Annotated in this window: 12 protein-coding genes; 5 read left to right on the top strand and 7 right to left on the bottom strand. The window is 69.8% G+C overall.

Annotation, left to right across the window (positions count from 1 at the left end; all coding sequences use genetic code 11):
- Positions 1–130: 130 nt before the first annotated feature.
- Positions 131–772, top strand: coding sequence for a DUF47 family protein (locus tag IPH07_30905; protein ID MBK6921847.1), 642 nt, complete (start codon positions 131–133; stop codon positions 770–772).
- Positions 765–1,784: an inorganic phosphate transporter gene (locus IPH07_30900; protein ID MBK6921846.1), complete on the top strand. Its 1,020-nt coding sequence runs from the start codon at positions 765–767 to the stop codon at positions 1,782–1,784. Before IPH07_30905 ends, IPH07_30900 begins: the two co-directional genes overlap by 8 nt.
- 11 nt (positions 1,785–1,795) lie before the next feature.
- On the opposite strand, the gene IPH07_30895 is transcribed toward IPH07_30900, so the two are convergent.
- The 6 genes from IPH07_30895 to IPH07_30870 form a co-directional block, all read right to left on the bottom strand.
- Complete coding sequence (locus IPH07_30895) at positions 1,796–2,347, bottom strand: hypothetical protein (protein MBK6921845.1); 552 nt, start codon at positions 2,345–2,347, stop codon at positions 1,796–1,798.
- Between the two features lie 127 nt (positions 2,348–2,474).
- The gene (locus IPH07_30890; GenBank protein MBK6921844.1) at positions 2,475–4,382 is read right to left on the bottom strand and encodes an AAA family ATPase; all 1,908 of its coding nucleotides are present in this window, start codon (positions 4,380–4,382) and stop codon (positions 2,475–2,477) included.
- A gap of 43 nt (positions 4,383–4,425) precedes the next feature.
- Entirely contained in the window at positions 4,426–7,233 is a 2,808-nt protein-coding gene (locus IPH07_30885) for a hypothetical protein (GenBank protein ID MBK6921843.1), read from the bottom strand.
- On the bottom strand, positions 7,143–8,039 hold the full coding sequence (locus tag IPH07_30880) for an ABC transporter permease subunit (protein MBK6921842.1): 897 nt from the start codon (positions 8,037–8,039) through the stop codon (positions 7,143–7,145). Before IPH07_30880 ends, IPH07_30885 begins: the two co-directional genes overlap by 91 nt.
- Positions 8,036–8,914: an ABC transporter ATP-binding protein gene (locus IPH07_30875; protein ID MBK6921841.1), complete on the bottom strand. Its 879-nt coding sequence runs from the start codon at positions 8,912–8,914 to the stop codon at positions 8,036–8,038. Before IPH07_30875 ends, IPH07_30880 begins: the two co-directional genes overlap by 4 nt.
- Positions 8,915–9,030: 116 nt before the next feature.
- On the bottom strand, positions 9,031–11,238 hold the full coding sequence (locus IPH07_30870; protein ID MBK6921840.1) for a glycoside hydrolase family 3 C-terminal domain-containing protein: 2,208 nt from the start codon (positions 11,236–11,238) through the stop codon (positions 9,031–9,033).
- A 198-nt stretch (positions 11,239–11,436) separates the two neighbouring features.
- Between IPH07_30870 and IPH07_30865 the strand changes: the two genes are divergently transcribed.
- From IPH07_30865 to IPH07_30855, 3 genes are all read left to right on the top strand, one after another.
- Positions 11,437–12,114: a hypothetical protein gene (locus IPH07_30865; protein ID MBK6921839.1), complete on the top strand. Its 678-nt coding sequence runs from the start codon at positions 11,437–11,439 to the stop codon at positions 12,112–12,114.
- A gap of 18 nt (positions 12,115–12,132) precedes the next feature.
- On the top strand, positions 12,133–12,942 hold the full coding sequence (locus IPH07_30860; protein MBK6921838.1) for a DUF1295 domain-containing protein: 810 nt from the start codon (positions 12,133–12,135) through the stop codon (positions 12,940–12,942).
- 204 nt (positions 12,943–13,146) lie between these two features.
- On the top strand, positions 13,147–13,605 hold the full coding sequence (locus tag IPH07_30855; protein MBK6921837.1) for a hypothetical protein: 459 nt from the start codon (positions 13,147–13,149) through the stop codon (positions 13,603–13,605).
- A 140-nt stretch (positions 13,606–13,745) separates the two neighbouring features.
- Here IPH07_30855 and IPH07_30850 read toward each other — a convergent pair whose 3' ends face one another.
- Positions 13,746–15,866, bottom strand: coding sequence for a VWA domain-containing protein (locus IPH07_30850; GenBank protein ID MBK6921836.1), 2,121 nt, complete (start codon positions 15,864–15,866; stop codon positions 13,746–13,748).
- Positions 15,867–15,969 lie beyond the last annotated feature (103 nt).

Below are 15,969 nucleotides of genomic sequence, written 5' to 3'. Positions count from 1 at the left end.
GTCCGGCCCCCGCGGCGGTGCGACGCACGTTGCGTCCAGGTGACATGGGCGTGGCCGCCGCGGAGCAGTGTCACACCAGCGTCACACGCGGTCTCGGGCCGTCGTGCTACGTGTAGCGCCGTCTCTTCCGATGGCACTCCAAGACCTCATCCGTCTGATCCTCCCGCGCGAAGATCGATTCTACGAGCTGATCGAGCGCCAGATGGACGTCGCCCTGCGAGCCGCGCGTGCGCTCGCGGAGTTCCGCGACCCGGCATGCACGCCTGCGATGCTGGCGGCGTCGCTGCAGAAGCTCGAGCACGAGGGCGATGCGCTCGTGCACGAGATCGAGGAGCTGCTCGCCAAGACCTTCGTCACGCCGCTCGATCGCGAGGACATCCATCAGCTCTCACAGGTCATCGACGATGTGACCGATCTCGCCAACGGCGCCGCACGTGCCTGCGACCTCCTGGGCGTGCCGCGGCCGAGCGAGGAGATGCTCGCGCTCATCGACATGCTCGGGACCGCGGCCGAGCAGCTGGCGCGGACGTTGCCGAACCTGCGACTGCGACGATTCGAGCCGCTGATGACCGACACCCGGGCGGTGCGCGGCCTCGAGAAGGATGCCGACCGCATCTTTCGCGGCGCGATCAGCAAGCTGTACCGCTCCGACGACGTCGACGTGAAGGTCCTGCTGCGCGAGCGCGAGGTGCTCGAAGACCTGGAGAACGCGGTCGACCGCTGCGAGCGTGTCGCCATGGTGCTCGCCACGCTCGCGGTGAAGCATGGTTAGCCTGCTCATCGGCGTCGTCATCACGGCGCTGATCTTCGACTTCATCAACGGCTTCCACGACGCGGCCAACGCGATCGCGACGGTGGTCTCGACCGGGGTCTTGCCGGTGCGGACCGCGGTCATCATCGCCGGTGTGCTGAACTTTGCCGGTGGGATCGCCGGCACCGCGGTCGCACACACCATCGCCTCGGGCTTCGCCGACGCCCAGGACGCCGATCAGCTGGTCGTGCTCGCTGCGCTCATCGGGGCCATCGTGTGGAACCTGCTGACGTGGTGGTGGGGCATCCCGTCGAGCTCTTCCCACGCGCTGATCGGCGGCCTCGCCGGCGCCGTGGTCGGGCATGCGGGTGTCAACGCCTTCCACTGGAACGCGCTCGTCAAGAAGGTCGCGGTGCCGTTGGTGGTGTCGCCGCTGCTGGGGTTCGTGTTCGCGTTCTTCTTCATGGTCGCGCTGCTATGGCTCGTTCGACGCCGGCGACCGGCGCTCGTCGATCGTCAGGCCCGGCGCCTGCAGCTGGTCTCGGCCTGCGCGATGGCCTACTCGCACGGCAGCAACGACGCCCAGAAGGCGATGGGCATCATCACGCTGGCGCTGCTCTCGTACGTCGCGGCCGGTCATGCCGCGCTGCCCGACTGGGTGCTGCCGCACGGCGAGGGCGTGCCGACCTGGGTGAAGTTCGCGTGTGCGCTCGCGATCGGTCTCGGCACCATGGCCGGCGGCAAGCGCATCATCAAGACCATGGGCAGCAAGATCATCCGCATCTCGCCGCTGCAGGGCTTCGCCGCGGAGACCAGCGGAGCGTTGACGATTCTCTTCGCGAGTCACTCGGGTGTGCCGGTCTCGACCACGCACGTCATCAATGCCTGCATCATGGGGGTCGGCGCCAGCCGTCGGCTGTCGGCGGTGCGATGGGGCGTGGCCGGCAACATCCTCATTGCATGGGTGCTGACGATCCCGCTCGCCGCCGGCATCTCGTTCGGCGCGATGTTGATGCTCGACGCGATGCGCTAGCGTCGTCGGTCTCAGGCGTCTGGCTCGCGCCAGCGCAGCGAGATCACCGTGCGCGGGGCGCCGCGCCAGCTGGTCGCGTCGAACTGCGAGACGACGTTGGTACCACCGGCGAGCTCGACCATGCGCTCGCAGAAACCCATGCTCTGCGTGCACGCTGCCTCTTCGGCCTCGGCCGCCATGCCGTACTGCACCGAGACCTGCGCGCAGTCGTCGAGCACCTCGTCGACCGTCACCGCGTCGTAGTCGAAGAAGCTGCGCTGCAGCGACTGGAAGCGCATGAAGGTGCCCCTCGGATCGTTGGTGGCGATGAGGGTCGGGTGGGCCGCACGCACGAACTCGACCTGGAAGCGACCCCACATGTGCACGGCGGCGAGCTGACCACCGCCGATCTCGCGGATGATGCCGATGCCAAGCCGTTCGAAGGTCGACATCGGGTACCAACCCTCGGGGTCGATCGGGCGCACCAGCATCGCGGCGTCCTCGTCGAGCAGATACTTCGACCAATCGATGGCCTTGTGCCCACGGATCATGCGCACGTAGTCGACGAAGAGGACTCCACGCACGCGACGGTTCATTCGAGCGCGCACGGTAGCGCGAACGGGCCACGCGGACACCGCACCGCGAGCCCTGCGACAACCGAGCGCTGCCGCGACGGCGGCCAGACGGCCAGCGACGCGCGAAAGCGAGAACTCAGGCCGTCGGTGCCGGCGCGAGGGCGCGCAGCAGCGGCGACCACAGGCTCGGGGTCAGCAACCACAGCTGATGCATCGTGCGCGTCGTGGCCACGTAGAGCGCCCGACGGGCGGCGGCGTCGTCGGGATAGCTGCCGGGGCTGGCATCCGGAACGATCACGTAGTCGAACTCGAGACCACGCACCTCCTCGACCGCGGTGACCAGCACACCGGGCAGGAAGTCGAGGTCGCCGTCGAGTGCCAGCCGCGACGAGAAGCCGCGCTCGAGCTGCGCGTGCATGCGCTGGGCGGACTCGTGGTGGCGGCAAACGATCGCGATGCGGGCCCGGCGGTCGCGCTCGCGCAGCTCCATCAGCGCATCGACCAAGCGTACGACCACGTGACACTGACCGGCGCACGCCGACCACCGCACCGGCGCGGCGTCGTCGCGGGTGCTCGCGCTCGCGCCCTGCGAGCGTCCGACGACGTTGCGCGCGAGCACCTCGACCTCGGGCGGGCAGCGGTAGCTCGAGGCCAGCTCGACGCGCTCGTACTGCGGGCGTGCGAGCTCCCGCATGACGCCGGCCCAGCCATCGAAGCGGACGCCGTCGTCGATCTGCTGCGCCTCGTCGCCTGCGACCGTCAGCGCGCCGCCGCTGGCGACCGCGCGCCCGAGCATCGCGAGCTCGAGCGCGGCGAGCTCCTGGGTTTCGTCGACGACGACATGGTCGTAGCGATCGCGGCGGCCGGCGAGGCCGGCGAGGCCGGGCATGCCGAGGTGCTGGAGCTCGAACAACACCGCGCAGTCCTCCACGTCGATGGTGTTGGCGTCTTGCATCGGCGTGCCGTCGTCGATCGCCAAGCCGTCGAGGGTCTGCAGACGGTCCGCGCTGACGTGGGCGTAGCGCTGCTCCGTGGTCGGCGTGAACTGTAGCCGCGTGTGCGCGACGACGGTCGCGGCGGCGCCGGCCGGCAGGGCCCCGCCGGCGTCGGCGACGACGCGCTGCATGAGGTCGCGATCGCCGAACAGGTGCAGCAGGGCCTCGCGACTGCCGAATCGCTCATGGTCACCGCGTTCGACCAGCTTCATCGCGGGCGTGCCCGCGACGATCTCCGGCAGCACGGCACGCAGGCCAGGGTGTCGCTTGAACCGCGAGATGACGGGCGCAGCTGCCTTCGACAGCCGTGGCGGCAGGTCGGTGAACACGCGCCGTGCCTGCGCGAGCGCCCACTGCTCGAAGGTCGCGATCTCGAGACCTTCGCAGCCCAGACGCGCGAGTGTCAGCGCCGACAGGCGCCGCAGCGGCTCGTTGGGCACCACCACCAACGCGCGGAAGCGCTGGCCCGCCGCGGTCGCGGCCTTTGTCAGCGCCGCCACGCGATGCAGCGCGACCGTGGTCTTGCCGAAGCCGGCCTCGCCCAGCACGAGCACGGAGCGTCCGGCCGGGAGCTCGACCGCCGCGCGCTGCACCGGATCGAGCAGCACCGGATCGCCGACCGAGTGCTCACGACGCCGTCGCGGCTGGAGCCGCAGCTCGGGCGTGGGCGTGCACGTCCAGCCCGTCGACCCGCGCCGCAGGGTCTCCTGCTCGCACTCGATCGCGACCGGGTCGCCTTCGTCGAAGGTCACCAGGTGCCGCATCTGCACCACGCCGACGAGCGTGCGACGATCGACGTCGATCTGGTACTCGTCGCCCTCGCGGTGCGAGAAGAACACCTCCGCGAGCGGCGAGCGCTCCCAGTCGACCATCGCGAACTCGCCGACGGTGACGCTGCGACGGCCGAGCAGCACGTCGCGCACCCGCCCGCCGGTGGCCACCCGCAGCAACGCGTGGTAGGGCGGCTGCGGGGCAGGCACGGCCGCACGGGCAGCGGCCACCGCCCGCCGGTGCAGCGCCACGATCTCGTCCGAGCGAGTCGCGTCCATCGACGCCCGAGCGTGCGCGAGGTCGATCGTCCGCGCAAGTTCGTCAGTCGACGAATTCGACCGAACGGAGGTTGTCCGACGGCTCGCGGTCGACCAGCAGTGCCCGTGGATCGATGCCGGCGCGCAGCGGCCGGCCGGCCTGCGCCGGCACGCGGAAGGTCACTGTCGAGGTGTCACGATCGAAACGCTGCCACTGCAGCGCGATGGGGTATTCTTCGGTGCGCCCGTCGATCGTCCGTTCGCCGAGCGCGCCGATCTCGAGGAAGTCGGCGATGGCAATCGGCGTCTCGCTGCCGTCGTCGCCGGCGCGGAGCTTGCGGGTCTCGACCTCGAGTTCGATCTCGAAGCCACCTTCGGGCAGTGCGCGTGCGCGCGCCGCCTTGGTGCGGTTGTCGAACAACGTGATGGTCTCGAACAGGTCCTCGATGAGGTACGCATACTGCTCGGGCGTCGCGGCGCGAAAGCGATCGACGAGGTCGCGGGCGGTCGGATAGGGCGGGCCCGCGAACGCGTAGTCGCGCAGGAACCCCGCCAGCACGCCGTTGACCGCGTCTTCGCCGATGTACTCGCGCAGCGCGTACATCACCAGGCTGCCCTTGTTGTAGTGGATGTAGGGCTGGTCCTCGACCCGCATCAGCGGCAGCTCGCGCAGTGGCTCGTTGCCGCGGCCGGCGAGGTAGCGATCGAGCTCGAACGCCAAGAACCGACGCATGTGCTCGCGCCCATAGGTCTTCTCCATCACCATCAGCGCGGAGTACTGCGACAGGGTCTCGGCGAGCAGGGTGCTGCCCTGCGCCGCAGCGCCGATGACCTGGTGCGCCCACCACTGGTGTGCGACCTCATGGGCCGTCACATAGAACACGTAGTCGATGTCCGAGGGGTCGCGCAGGTCGGCGATGAACCCGATCGACTCCGAGTACGGGATGGTGTTGGGGAACGACTGCGCGTAGGTGGCGTAGGCCGGGAACTCGACGATACGCAGCTGCCGGTGCTGGTAGGGGCTGAAGTTCGCGGTGAAGTAGTCGAGCGCGGCCTTCGTCGCCTCGACCATGCGTGGCGCATTCATGCCGTGACCGGGGTGGTGGTAGACCTCGATGGCGACGTCGTTCCAGCGATCGCGCAACACCTCCCAGCGGCCCGACAGCACCGCATAGAAGTCGAGGATCGGCGCGTCCATCTCGTAGCGGAAGTAGTGCCGACCGTGCTCGTGCCACTCGCGCTGCAGGTAGCCCGGTGCGAGCGCGAGTTGGTCCTCGCTGGTGCCGATCGTCGCCGCGAAGTTGATCCAGTCGGCCTCGCCGGATACGTAGTTGCGGGCGCGAGCGCTGGCGTCGTCGAGGTCGGCCGTACGCGCTCGGGTCGGCAGCTGCCGCTTGCGGCGCTCGTTGGCATCGCTGAGCTCGTTGTCGCGTTCGTAGCCGATGCGAGGCACGAACGCCGGGGAGTGGAGGAACGATCCGTTGTAGACCACCTCGGTGTTCGAGCCCCGCTCGACGAAGCCAGGCTCGTCGAAGCCGAGCTCGAACGCCAGCGTCATGGTGGCGTCGGGCACCAGCGGCGAGGCCAATGCGAGCCGGTGGTAGCCGAGCACGGGGTCGTGCTCGGCCGCGCTGACACCCGCGGCCTCGAGTCGACGCAGCTGAAGCTCGGGCGGCACGAACACGTGGAGGTCTGCGATCGCCTCGCGGGTGCGATTGCGCAGCGTGAGGGTGCCGTGGACATCGAAGCGTCGGGCCTCGGGATACAGCTCGACGACGAGGTCGACGTCGGTGATGCGTGGCTGGGCGGCAGCTTCGAGGTGCTTGTAGCGCTGCTCGTAGCTGACCTGACGCTGCTCGCGCTGGTCCGACGGCTCGAAGTGGTTGAGCACGTCCGTGTTGTAGAAGATGTACGCGCCGGTCGCCGCGAAGCCAGCGAGCAACGTCAGCATCGCCGCAGCGACCCGCCCGCGGAAGCCACGCCGAGCCGCTCGCCAGCGTTGCGCCCAGCGGGCGTCGGTGCCACGGGGCCACAGCAGGATGCCGAGGCCGAGCATCGCCGCGGCGCCGCAGCTCCAGTACACGCGGTACCAGAACACGCCGGTGAGGAAGTGACCGAAGCCGTTCATGTCGGAGTAGGGCGCCGACGGAGACGACCCGTAGCGATACAGCGCGCGCTCGAGGTCCAGCGCGGGCATCACCTGCTGCAACACGAACACGCCGGCGACCAGCAAGAACCCGACGTACTTGTTGTTGGCCAGCGACTGCATGAACAGCGCGAGCGCTGCGAGCAGCATCCACTGCGAGAGCTGGATGAGGAACACGCCTTCGAGGTACAGGCCGGGCTCGAGCTCCGTCCAGCCACGCAGCAGCTGCACGCACATCGCGGTGAGCACGGCGACGCCCTGGATGATGGCGAGCGCGCCGCACAGTGCGATGAACTTCGCGACCACGGGGACCCAGTTCGGCAGCGGTAGTGCGTCGTAGACCTCGGCGAGTCCGAGGCGCCGCTCCTTCCACGCCAGCTCACCGGCGTAGAAGATGACCACGATCAGCAGGAACAGGCCGTTGCTGTTCTCGATCGCGCGCACCATCAGGCGCGTGACGGGATGCACGGGGGTGCCGTAGAGATCGTCGACGGTGAAGTAGATCGAGCCCAGCAGGTTGAGGCCGGCGAACAGCGCGATGACGACGAACGCGGTGCTGCGCACCACGCCCAGCAGCTCCACGCGGGCCTGGTGCAGCAGCTGCGACCACGCGAGGGCAGGGCCGTGCTCGGGCATCACCCGCGGCAGCGGGCGGTCGCGTGCGATCCGTGCGACGTCGCCGGGGTCGTCGGCGCGGCGCGCCCCGCCCTCGGCAGGGGTCTGCATGCGAAAGAAGCGCTGGGTGATCGCGAGCGCGACGATTCCGATGCCGATCCACAGCGCTCGATTGGCGAGGACCAAGGGGCCGGTCGCGGGGACAGCGTGTTGCGCTCGGCCAACGTCCAGTAGCGTGTGTGCGTCGCCACCGCGCCCATGCCGAACGGATCGGCGAACGCCGCCAAGGTATCGTTCTCGAGCCCCGACATGAGGTTCTGCGAGACGACGTAGAACACGAAGAAGCCGGCGACCCCGACGTAGGCCCACAGCACGCGGCGCGTGAGCGTGCCGATCGCGAAGAACACCGCGCCCATCACGAACAGGTTGGGGAACACCAGCACCACCAGCGCATACGCGTATGCGCCGGGCTGGAAGCCGACCAGTCGTTCGGGGTCGAGCCACGGCATCGCGGTGCCGAGCGCGATGCCGACCGCGGTCGCGACGAATACCAGCCACACCATCACGAGCGAGCCGAAGAAGCGACCCAGCAGCAGGTCGCGCTTGCGGATCGGGCTGGTGAAGAACGCCGACCACGTGCGCTGCTCGAAGTCTCGTACCACGCAGGTCGCGACGAACGCGGTCGCGATCACCACGCCGATCACGCTGAAGATGCCCAGCATCTGCGTGATGACGAACGGGGCGTCGATCGCCGTCCCCCCGACACCGCCACCGACGGTGACGGCCTCGCTCGACGCCGACGCGAACGCGGCCAGGGCGAACAGCGCGGAGAACAGCCACACGCCGGGCTGGCGCAGCCGAGAGTAGACCTCGAAGCGAAAGAACTCGTATGCCATGCCGTGGGACTCCGTGCTCAAGCCGCGCCGCGAAGGGTCGTGAAGTAGACGTCCTCGAGATCGGGCTCGACGCGCTCGAAGGCATCCCCGGGATCGTCGGGGGCGAAGACGTGGATCACCGTGCGCCCCGCGACCAGGCGCGTCGAGATCACGGTGTGGCGCTCGCGGTGCGCGTCGAGGTCGGCCTTGTCGATGACTTTCCGCCAGGTCTTGCCGTGCAGGCCTTCGATGGCCTCCGACGGGCGGCCGCGGTGCAACACCTTGCCGCCGGCGATGATGGCCATCTGCGGGCACAGGTCGGCGACGTCGTCGACGATGTGGGTCGAGAGCACCACCACCACGTGCTCCCCGATCTCCGACAGCAGGTTCAAGAAGCGGGTGCGCTCCTCGGGGTCGAGGCCGGCGGTGGGCTCGTCGACGATCACGAGGCGTGGTGATCCGAGCAGCGCCTGCGCGATGCCGAATCGCTGCTTCATGCCGCCCGAGAAGCCACCGAGTCGCTTCTTGCGAACCGACCAGAGATTGACCCGCTGCAGCAACGCCTCGACGACCTCGCGGCGGGCACCGCGATCGCGGATGCCCTTGAGCGTCGCGAAGTGGTCGAGCAAGCTGAGCGGGTCGAGGTGCGGGTAGACGCCGAAGTCCTGTGGCAGGTAGCCCAGCACGCGCCGCAGCGCGTCGCGATCCCGCAGCACGTCGAGGTTGCCGAGGCGGATCGAGCCTGCATCCGGGTCCTGTAGCGTCGCGATGGTACGCATCAGCGTCGACTTGCCGGCGCCGTTGGGGCCGAGCAGCCCGAACATCCCGGCCGGCACGTCGAGGTCGACGCCCTGCAGCGCACGCACGCCGTTGGCGTAGGTCTTCGTCAGTCCGCGAATCTCCAGCGACGTGTCCATGGCGTGGCTTCCCTCCCGCGAGTCGTCGCGACCAGCCGTCGGCGGGCGCGTCGCTCGGGCCTGCATGGACCCACACGCCGCGCGCTGGGTTTCATGCCGCGGTCTCCGGCGGCCCCTCAGGGCATGATGGTCACTTCGGCCACGAGCGGCAGCGAGGCCGACGACGGCCCTGCGCGCAGCTGGACGGCGCCGGGCTCGACGATCCACGCGTGTGCGTCGGGGTCACGGATCGCCAGCGAGGCGACCGGCAGCTCGAGGTTAGCGGTGCCGCTGCTGCCGGCGGCCAGCTCGATCTGCGCGAACGCCCGCAGGTCCTTTGGTGCGCGCAGCCACGCCGTGTCGGGCATCGACGCGTACAGCTGCACGGTCTCGATCGCCGCGCGCGTACCGGTGTTGCTCACGTCGACCTCGACGATGATGACGTCGTCGCGTCCGACGACCTCGTGCGCCACGCGGATCGCGTCGTAGCTGACCTGGGTATACGAGAGCCCGAAGCCGAACGGCAGCGCGGCCGGGGTCGCCATCGCGTCGAGCCAGCGGTAGCCGTGCAGGTAGCCGTAGTCGACGGCCAGCGAGACGTTGTCGAACGGCGGCAGATCGCCCTCGGCGTCCGGCACCACCGCAGGCAGGCGACCGCTGGGCTCGGCGTCGCCGAACAACAGGTCGGCGATCGCAAAGCCGCCGCGGACGCCGGGGTACCACGCGAACAGCAGCGCATCGACCTCGTCGATGAAATCCGACACGAGGATCGGACCTCCACCTTCGAGCACGACGATGGTCGGGCGGCCCAGCGCGGCGACCTCGTGGACCAGCTGCAGGTGCTCGGGCGGCAGCGCCAGCGAGTCGCGATCGCCGGCGGCGATCAACCCCTCGCCCTCGCTGTCGGCATCGAGACCGACCACGAGGACGACCGCGTCGGCGGCCGCGATCGCGGCCAGCTCGTCGGGCCCGAGGGTGGTCGCGCCCAGATGCGTCACGCCGACGGGGCCCGCACGATCGACGATGCCCTCCAGTACGGTCACGACTTCGCCGACCTGCACGGCACTGCTGCCGCGATCGCCGAGGTTCTCGACGTCGGCGAGCGGCCCCATCACGACCAGCTCACCCATGCTGGTGCGATCGAGCGGCAGCACACCTTCGTTGCGCGCGAGCACGATGCTGCGGCGAGCGACCTCCTCGGCCAGCGCGAGGTGGGCTGCGGTATTGCGCGCGCCGGGGTCGAGGACTGCTGGATCGCTGTCGAGGCGCTCGCACAGCTGCGCCCGCAGCACCCGGCGCAGCGATGCATCGAGCTCGGCTTCGTCGAGCTCGCCGCCGGCGATGGCCTGCGTGAGCCGACCAAAGTGCGCGCCGCTCGGCATCTCGACGTCGAGCCCTGCACGCAGCGCTTCGACGTCGCCGTGGGTGCCCTGGATCCAGTCGGACATCACGAGGCCCGCGAAGTGCCACTCGTCGCGCAGGATGTCCCGCAGCAGCGTCGGGTTCACGTCGCAGTGCTGGCCGTTGACGGAGTTGTACGCGCTCATCACCGCGCCGACGTTGGCCTCGACGACGGCGCGGCGGAAGTGCGGCAGGAACACCTCGTGCAGCGTGCGCTCATCGAGCGTCACGTCGACGTCGAAGCGCGTGTCTTCGATGCTGTTGGCGGCGAAGTGCTTCGCGGTGGCGATGACGTGCTCCGACTGCGCACCGTCGATGAAGCCGATCGCCATCGCGCCGACGTGAAAGGTGTCCTCGCCGTAGGTCTCCTGCGCGCGGCCCCAACGGGGGTGGCGCAGCAGGTTGATGGTCGGTGCGAGCAGCACGTCGGCGCCGACCGAGCGGGTCTCGCGGGCGATCGCGGCCCCGACCTCGGCCTCGAGCGCGGGGTCCCAGGTCGCGCCGCGGGCGATGCCGACCGGGAACGCGACCGCGTCCTCGCCCGAGACCTGGCTGACACCGCGCGGGCCGTCGAGCATGCGCAGGCCCGGGATCGCCAGCACATCGTGGCCGTCCACCCGCCACGTGCCGTCGACCGGGAGCAGGCCGTGACCGTGCATCATGGCGACCTTCTCGTCGACCTCGAGCTGGGCCAGCCACGCGTCGATGCGCGCCTCGACCTCGGCGACCGGCTCGTCGCAGTAGCGCTCGAGCGCTGCGCCGTCGTCGCTGCCCCCACTGCCCCCACTGCCATCGTCGCCGGCTTCGGAGCTGCCCGCCGTCGTCGCACCCGTGGGTGCGGCCGTCGCGTCGGCCGCACCACTCGATCCCGTGGCGGCGGGCGGCGCAGCGCCGCTGCAGGCCAGCGAACACAGCAGCGCGATCGATGGGGTGCGTGCGTTCATCGCGTGGTCGATCTCGAGGGTACCCGCGGGTGCCGGCGGATCGGCGCACATTCGTCGGCGACGCGCCCGAGCCGAGCCGTCGTCGCTGCCCAAGTGGGGCATGGGGCCGACCCTCGACGCGCACGGGTGTCGGTGCGATCGTGGCAATCGGTGGGCCGCGACCGGCGGCACGCCGATTGCTCGGAGCGAGCCCCGACCATGACGCGATCGCAGCAACCCGCCCCGGCCGCCGCCACGGCGATCTCTCTCCTGTGCGCCTTGCTGGCGGCGGCCGCGATCGCGGCACGCTTCCCGCCGATCGCCGCGCTGCTGCCCGCGTCCGCGCGGCTGTTGCCGTTCGCGCTCGCGGGCTTCGCGGTCGGTGGTGCGGCCGCAGCCGAGGCCCACATGCCGCGCGGGAGTGTCGGTGCGCTGTGGATGCGCGTCGCGACCGCACCCAAGCTGGCGCTCGCCCTGGGCCTCTCGTTCGCGACCACGGTGATCGCACAGGTGCTCGACGTCTCGCTGGGGCCGGTCGACCCGACCTTTCCGGCCAACGCGCCCTTCTTCACCAACGCGCTGTGGTTCTTCGTGTTCACGATCGGCTTCTCCGGTATCGGCATGATGTCGGCGCCCGGGCTGATGCTGCCGGTGTTGCATCCGTTGGCGCGGGCATTTCGCGGCGCGCCGGTCGCGGTCGGCGTGCTGGTGCTGGGCGGCGCGCTGATGGCGGTGGGCGTGGGCTTCTCGTTCGCGCTCGAGCTGCCGGTAGTGGTCGAGGCGGTCGCGAAGGCGCAGGCATGGATCGATCAGAACGACAAGCTCGTGATGGGCATCATGCTGGTGCTGACGGTGGGCCCGGGGTTGCTGCCGTCGCGGTCGAAGGGCGACGACTGATCGGCTACCTTTGCCGGCGTGTCGTCGGCGCTCGAGCTCGCGATCTGGTTGTGCGCCGCGTTTGCGGCCCTCTCCTGGCTGCTGTCGGTCGTGACCCGCGAGTACTCATGGGTCGACCGGCTGTGGTCGATCACGCCGGTGGTCTACGTCGGGTGGTTCGCGTGGTCCGGCAGCGGTGACACGGCCCGCGGTCGCCTGATGTTCTTCGCGGCCCTGGCCTGGGGGCTGCGACTGACCTTCAACTTCGCGCGCAAGGGCGGCTACGCCCGCGGTGGCGAGGACTATCGGTGGGCCGAGCTGCGACGTCGCATGTCGCCCACCTCGTTCGCGGTGTTCAACCTCGTCTTCATCGCCTGCTATCAGCACGCGTTGTTGCTGCTCATCTCGCTACCGGCGTGGGTCGCTGCTCGATCGACACGACCGCTCGGTGTGCTCGATGCCGTGGCCGCGCTGCTGTTCGCGGCGTTCCTCGTCGGCGAGACCGTCGCCGACGAACAGCAGTGGGCGTTCCACCAGGACAAGCGTCGACGCCAGGCCGAGGGCGGCCCGGTGCACCCGCGCTTCCTGAGCACCGGCCTGTTCGCGTGGTCGCGTCACCCCAACTACTTCTGCGAGCAGGCGATGTGGTGGACGATGTACCTGTTCGGTGTGGCGGCCAGCGGTTCGTGGCTGAACGTCGGCCTGGTGGGCCCGGTCCTGCTCACGCTGCTGTTCATCGGCTCGACGTCGTTCACAGAGTCGATCACCCGTGCGAAGTACCCGGAGTACGCCGAGTACCAGCGGCGGACCTCGCGGCTGTGGCCGCGCCCACCACGGCCCCACCGGTGATCTCGCGGGCGGCAACGCCCGGCCTTCGGCCCACCGGTGGCGCGTCCGCGCAGTGCGACGACGCTGTCGCGGCGGAAGTCCCCAATCGCTGGATTCGTGGGCGTGCAGGGGTTTCGGAGCCATTCCGAGCCATGGTCGCGGTGTCGTGAGGGCGCGAGAACGGGGCCCGGCAATCAATCCCGCGGCGGCCACGTCGACCCCACCATGCAGCACGTCGCCTCGCCCTTCGCGCCGCTTCGTTCGATCCTCGCCGCCGCCCTCGTGCTCACCGCCCTGCCGCGCTCGGCCGACGCCGCCGAGTCCGTCGCCCCCACCAGCGCCCGCGTCGAGATCCATCTCCACGATGCCGCCGGTGCCGACATCGATCTCGTCGGCGAGCACCTGCGCTGGAACGAGACCCATCGCCTCGCGACGACCGTCGGCGAGCACCGCCACGCGGTCGCGATCGCGATCGAGCCCACCGACGACGGCGCGGTGTCGGTCGCGCTCACCTACGAGCGCGACGGTGCCAAGGTCGTCGAGCGCAAGCGGCTGACCGCGAGCATGGCCGAGCCCGTCGAGCTGATCGAAGGCGAGGCCTCCGTGCTCTTCGTCGTGCGCGCCGAAGTGCCGCGCGCCAAGCTCGAGGTCGACGGCTCCGACGATCCGCTCGGCGGCATCTGAACTTCCTCTCCACCACCCCCGCACGCACGAGAGACTTGGGGGTGGGCTTGCGCTCACCCCCAAGTCTCGCTTTTCGTGTGGCCGTGGCCCCGCGACGAGCCCGGGCCACGCGGCCACCGGCGGCCACCCGCGGACGAATCTCAGCGACCGGTCGCCGCCGGCCAGCCCTGCTCGGGCGAGGCGCGACGGACCGCCTGGCTGGTTCGCTGGAACCGCGAGCAGTAGCGGTCCCACAGCCCGGTGACGCGCTGCACCTCGGCGTCACCCTCGAGCCCGCTCGACATCTGACGCAGCTCGTTGCGGCCGGCGTCGCAGCTGGCGAAGGCATCGGGGTCCTGCCACGACTCGCGGGCGTTGGACCAGCTGTTCGGGAGCGGCCGTGCCGCCATCGCGGCGAGCCCGTCGATGAAGTGGATGAGCAAGCGCCCCTTGCGGACGTTGCGAGCACCCTCGGTGTTGCTGATCTCGCCGAGGTTGAAGGCGAACTCCTCGACCATGGCGTCGCCGGTCTCCGGATCTTCGTACTCGACCGTGAGCATCACCGAGTCCTGCGTGCGCAGCTTGCCGCCGCGCGCCATCAGGTCGGAGAGAAACAGCTGTGAGGTGTTGGCGAAGTAGTGGATGGCCTGGATGTCCTCCTTCACGCTGGAGGACTCCTCGCCGTAGAACACGTTCATGCGCAGCGACGGCGGCAGGTGCAGCTGGAAGTGCACGTCGTTGGCGACGGTCTCGATCAGCGAGACGAAGCGGGCGCCGAACACCGCGTCGACCTCGGCCGGCGAGCCGAGGAAGACGTAGGCACCGTGGCCGCGCTCGGTGAGCTTGTCGAGCAGCGAGTCGTTGAAGTCGGTGCCCACGCCGATGCCGGACAGGCGGATACGCCGGGTGTCGTAGTGGTGGCCGATGAGTGAGATGGCCTCCTCGTCGGTGACGCCGGTGTTGGCGATCGCATCGGTGACGAGCACCACGCGGTTGCTGGCGTTGGTGACGAACGTGCGGTCGGCGATCGCGTAGCCGGACTGCAGGCCGAGGTTGATGTCGGTCGAGCCTCGGGGCTGGATCTGCGCGATCGCAGCCTCGAGCTGGCTTCGCGAGTCGCGGCCGACGACGAAGTTCTCGATCGGCGAGCACACCTGATCGTCGAACAACACCAGGTGGACCATGTCGCCGGTCTTGAGCTCGTCGAGCATGCGACGCAGGCCCTGCTTGAGGAACTCCATGCGACCCTCATCGGCCATCGAGCCGGAGCGATCGATGACGAAGGTCAGCGCGGTGTTGCGGCGGCTCTCGCGATCGAGCGGGCGCCCGGCCACTGCGAGCGCGAGGTTGTAGATGCCGGGCTTGTCCGGATCTGCGGCGATCTCCGCGGCCACCGAGAAGTCGTCGGTCTCGGCCACCGGGGCGGTCGCGAACGAGAAGTAGTTCAGCAGCTCGTGGGGACGGATGTGCTGCAGCGGCAGCGGCAGGAAGCGGTCGATGGCGAAGATCACCCGCTGGGCCGACGACAGACTCATGCTGTCGTCGTTGGAGAGGTAGGTGGCGCGGCCCCAGTCGTCGAACGCGTCCGCCGGTGCGATGGCGATCGGCTCCGCGGCGGGTTCCGGCGCCGGCGTGGCGGTGTTCGCCGCCAGCGCCTGCGAGCGACGGCTCGACTCCTTCTGACGTCGGTCGCGGCGCTTGTTGCTGCGGGTCGCCGTGACGGCGTTGCCTTGATCGGCGTCGGTCATGGGCGCCATTGCGGGCGCCGGCGAAGCGATGTCGCGGGCCTCGGCCTCCTCGAACGACGCACCCGCGGCATCCTCGGCCGGCGCTGCATCGGCCACCTTCGCCGCCTTGCTCGCGCGTCCCGTCGGCGGCGCCTTCGGCTTCGCCGGGGCCGACGGGGTCGCGCCCGAGGCCGGCGTGCTGCCACCACCGCCGGGGCTGAACGGCACGAAGCCGCTCTTCTTGGTCGTCGAGGATGCGGCGCGCGACTTGCCCTTGCTACGTGGTCGCGGCTTCGCGATGGCCGGCTGTTCGTCATCGGCGAAGTCGCGGAAGCACTGCGAGGTGCGGTTGACCAGTCGCGGCAGGCTCGCGACGTCGACCGGCGAGGGCGCGGGGCGAACCCGCGGCGGGTGCTGACGGGCGGTGAAGACCGCCGGAGCCTCGTCGCTACCGCCCTGGAGCGACAACGCGTTGCCGCCCGCACCCGATCCGGTCGCGGAGGCCGAGCCACAGCCCAGGGACAGAGCGAGAATCGAGCCGATGGAGAGCCGCATGTGTCGCTGCATGTTCGTCCTTCGAACGACGCCAGCACCTGCGCCGCTTTCACTGGATCATCGCTCCGATCGCGATTGCTGTCAGGCGGGACCTCGGTTGCCC

This window comes from Deltaproteobacteria bacterium (genome assembly GCA_016709225.1).
In the GTDB taxonomy this organism is placed as follows: Bacteria; Myxococcota_A; Polyangia; order Nannocystales; family Nannocystaceae; genus Xiheibacterium; species Xiheibacterium phototrophicum.
Note: the sequence above shows the minus strand (reverse complement) of the source record. Positions and strands in the feature narration are given on the sequence as shown.

Excerpts from the sequence above, each read along its gene's own strand:
- IPH07_30905 (MBK6921847.1), top strand. The coding sequence starts at position 131 with ATGGCACTCCAAGACCTCATCCGTCTGATCCTCCCGCGCGAAGATCGA.
- IPH07_30900 (MBK6921846.1), top strand. The coding sequence starts at position 765 with ATGGTTAGCCTGCTCATCGGCGTCGTCATCACGGCGCTGATCTTCGAC.
- IPH07_30890 (MBK6921844.1), bottom strand. The coding sequence starts at position 4,382 with ATGGACGCGACTCGCTCGGACGAGATCGTGGCGCTGCACCGGCGGGCG.
- IPH07_30885 (MBK6921843.1), bottom strand. The coding sequence starts at position 7,233 with ATGCAGACCCCTGCCGAGGGCGGGGCGCGCCGCGCCGACGACCCCGGC.
- IPH07_30875 (MBK6921841.1), bottom strand. The coding sequence starts at position 8,914 with ATGGACACGTCGCTGGAGATTCGCGGACTGACGAAGACCTACGCCAAC.
- IPH07_30870 (MBK6921840.1), bottom strand. The coding sequence starts at position 11,238 with ATGAACGCACGCACCCCATCGATCGCGCTGCTGTGTTCGCTGGCCTGC.
- IPH07_30865 (MBK6921839.1), top strand. The coding sequence starts at position 11,437 with ATGACGCGATCGCAGCAACCCGCCCCGGCCGCCGCCACGGCGATCTCT.
- IPH07_30855 (MBK6921837.1), top strand. The coding sequence starts at position 13,147 with ATGCAGCACGTCGCCTCGCCCTTCGCGCCGCTTCGTTCGATCCTCGCC.
- IPH07_30850 (MBK6921836.1), bottom strand. The coding sequence starts at position 15,866 with ATGCGGCTCTCCATCGGCTCGATTCTCGCTCTGTCCCTGGGCTGTGGC.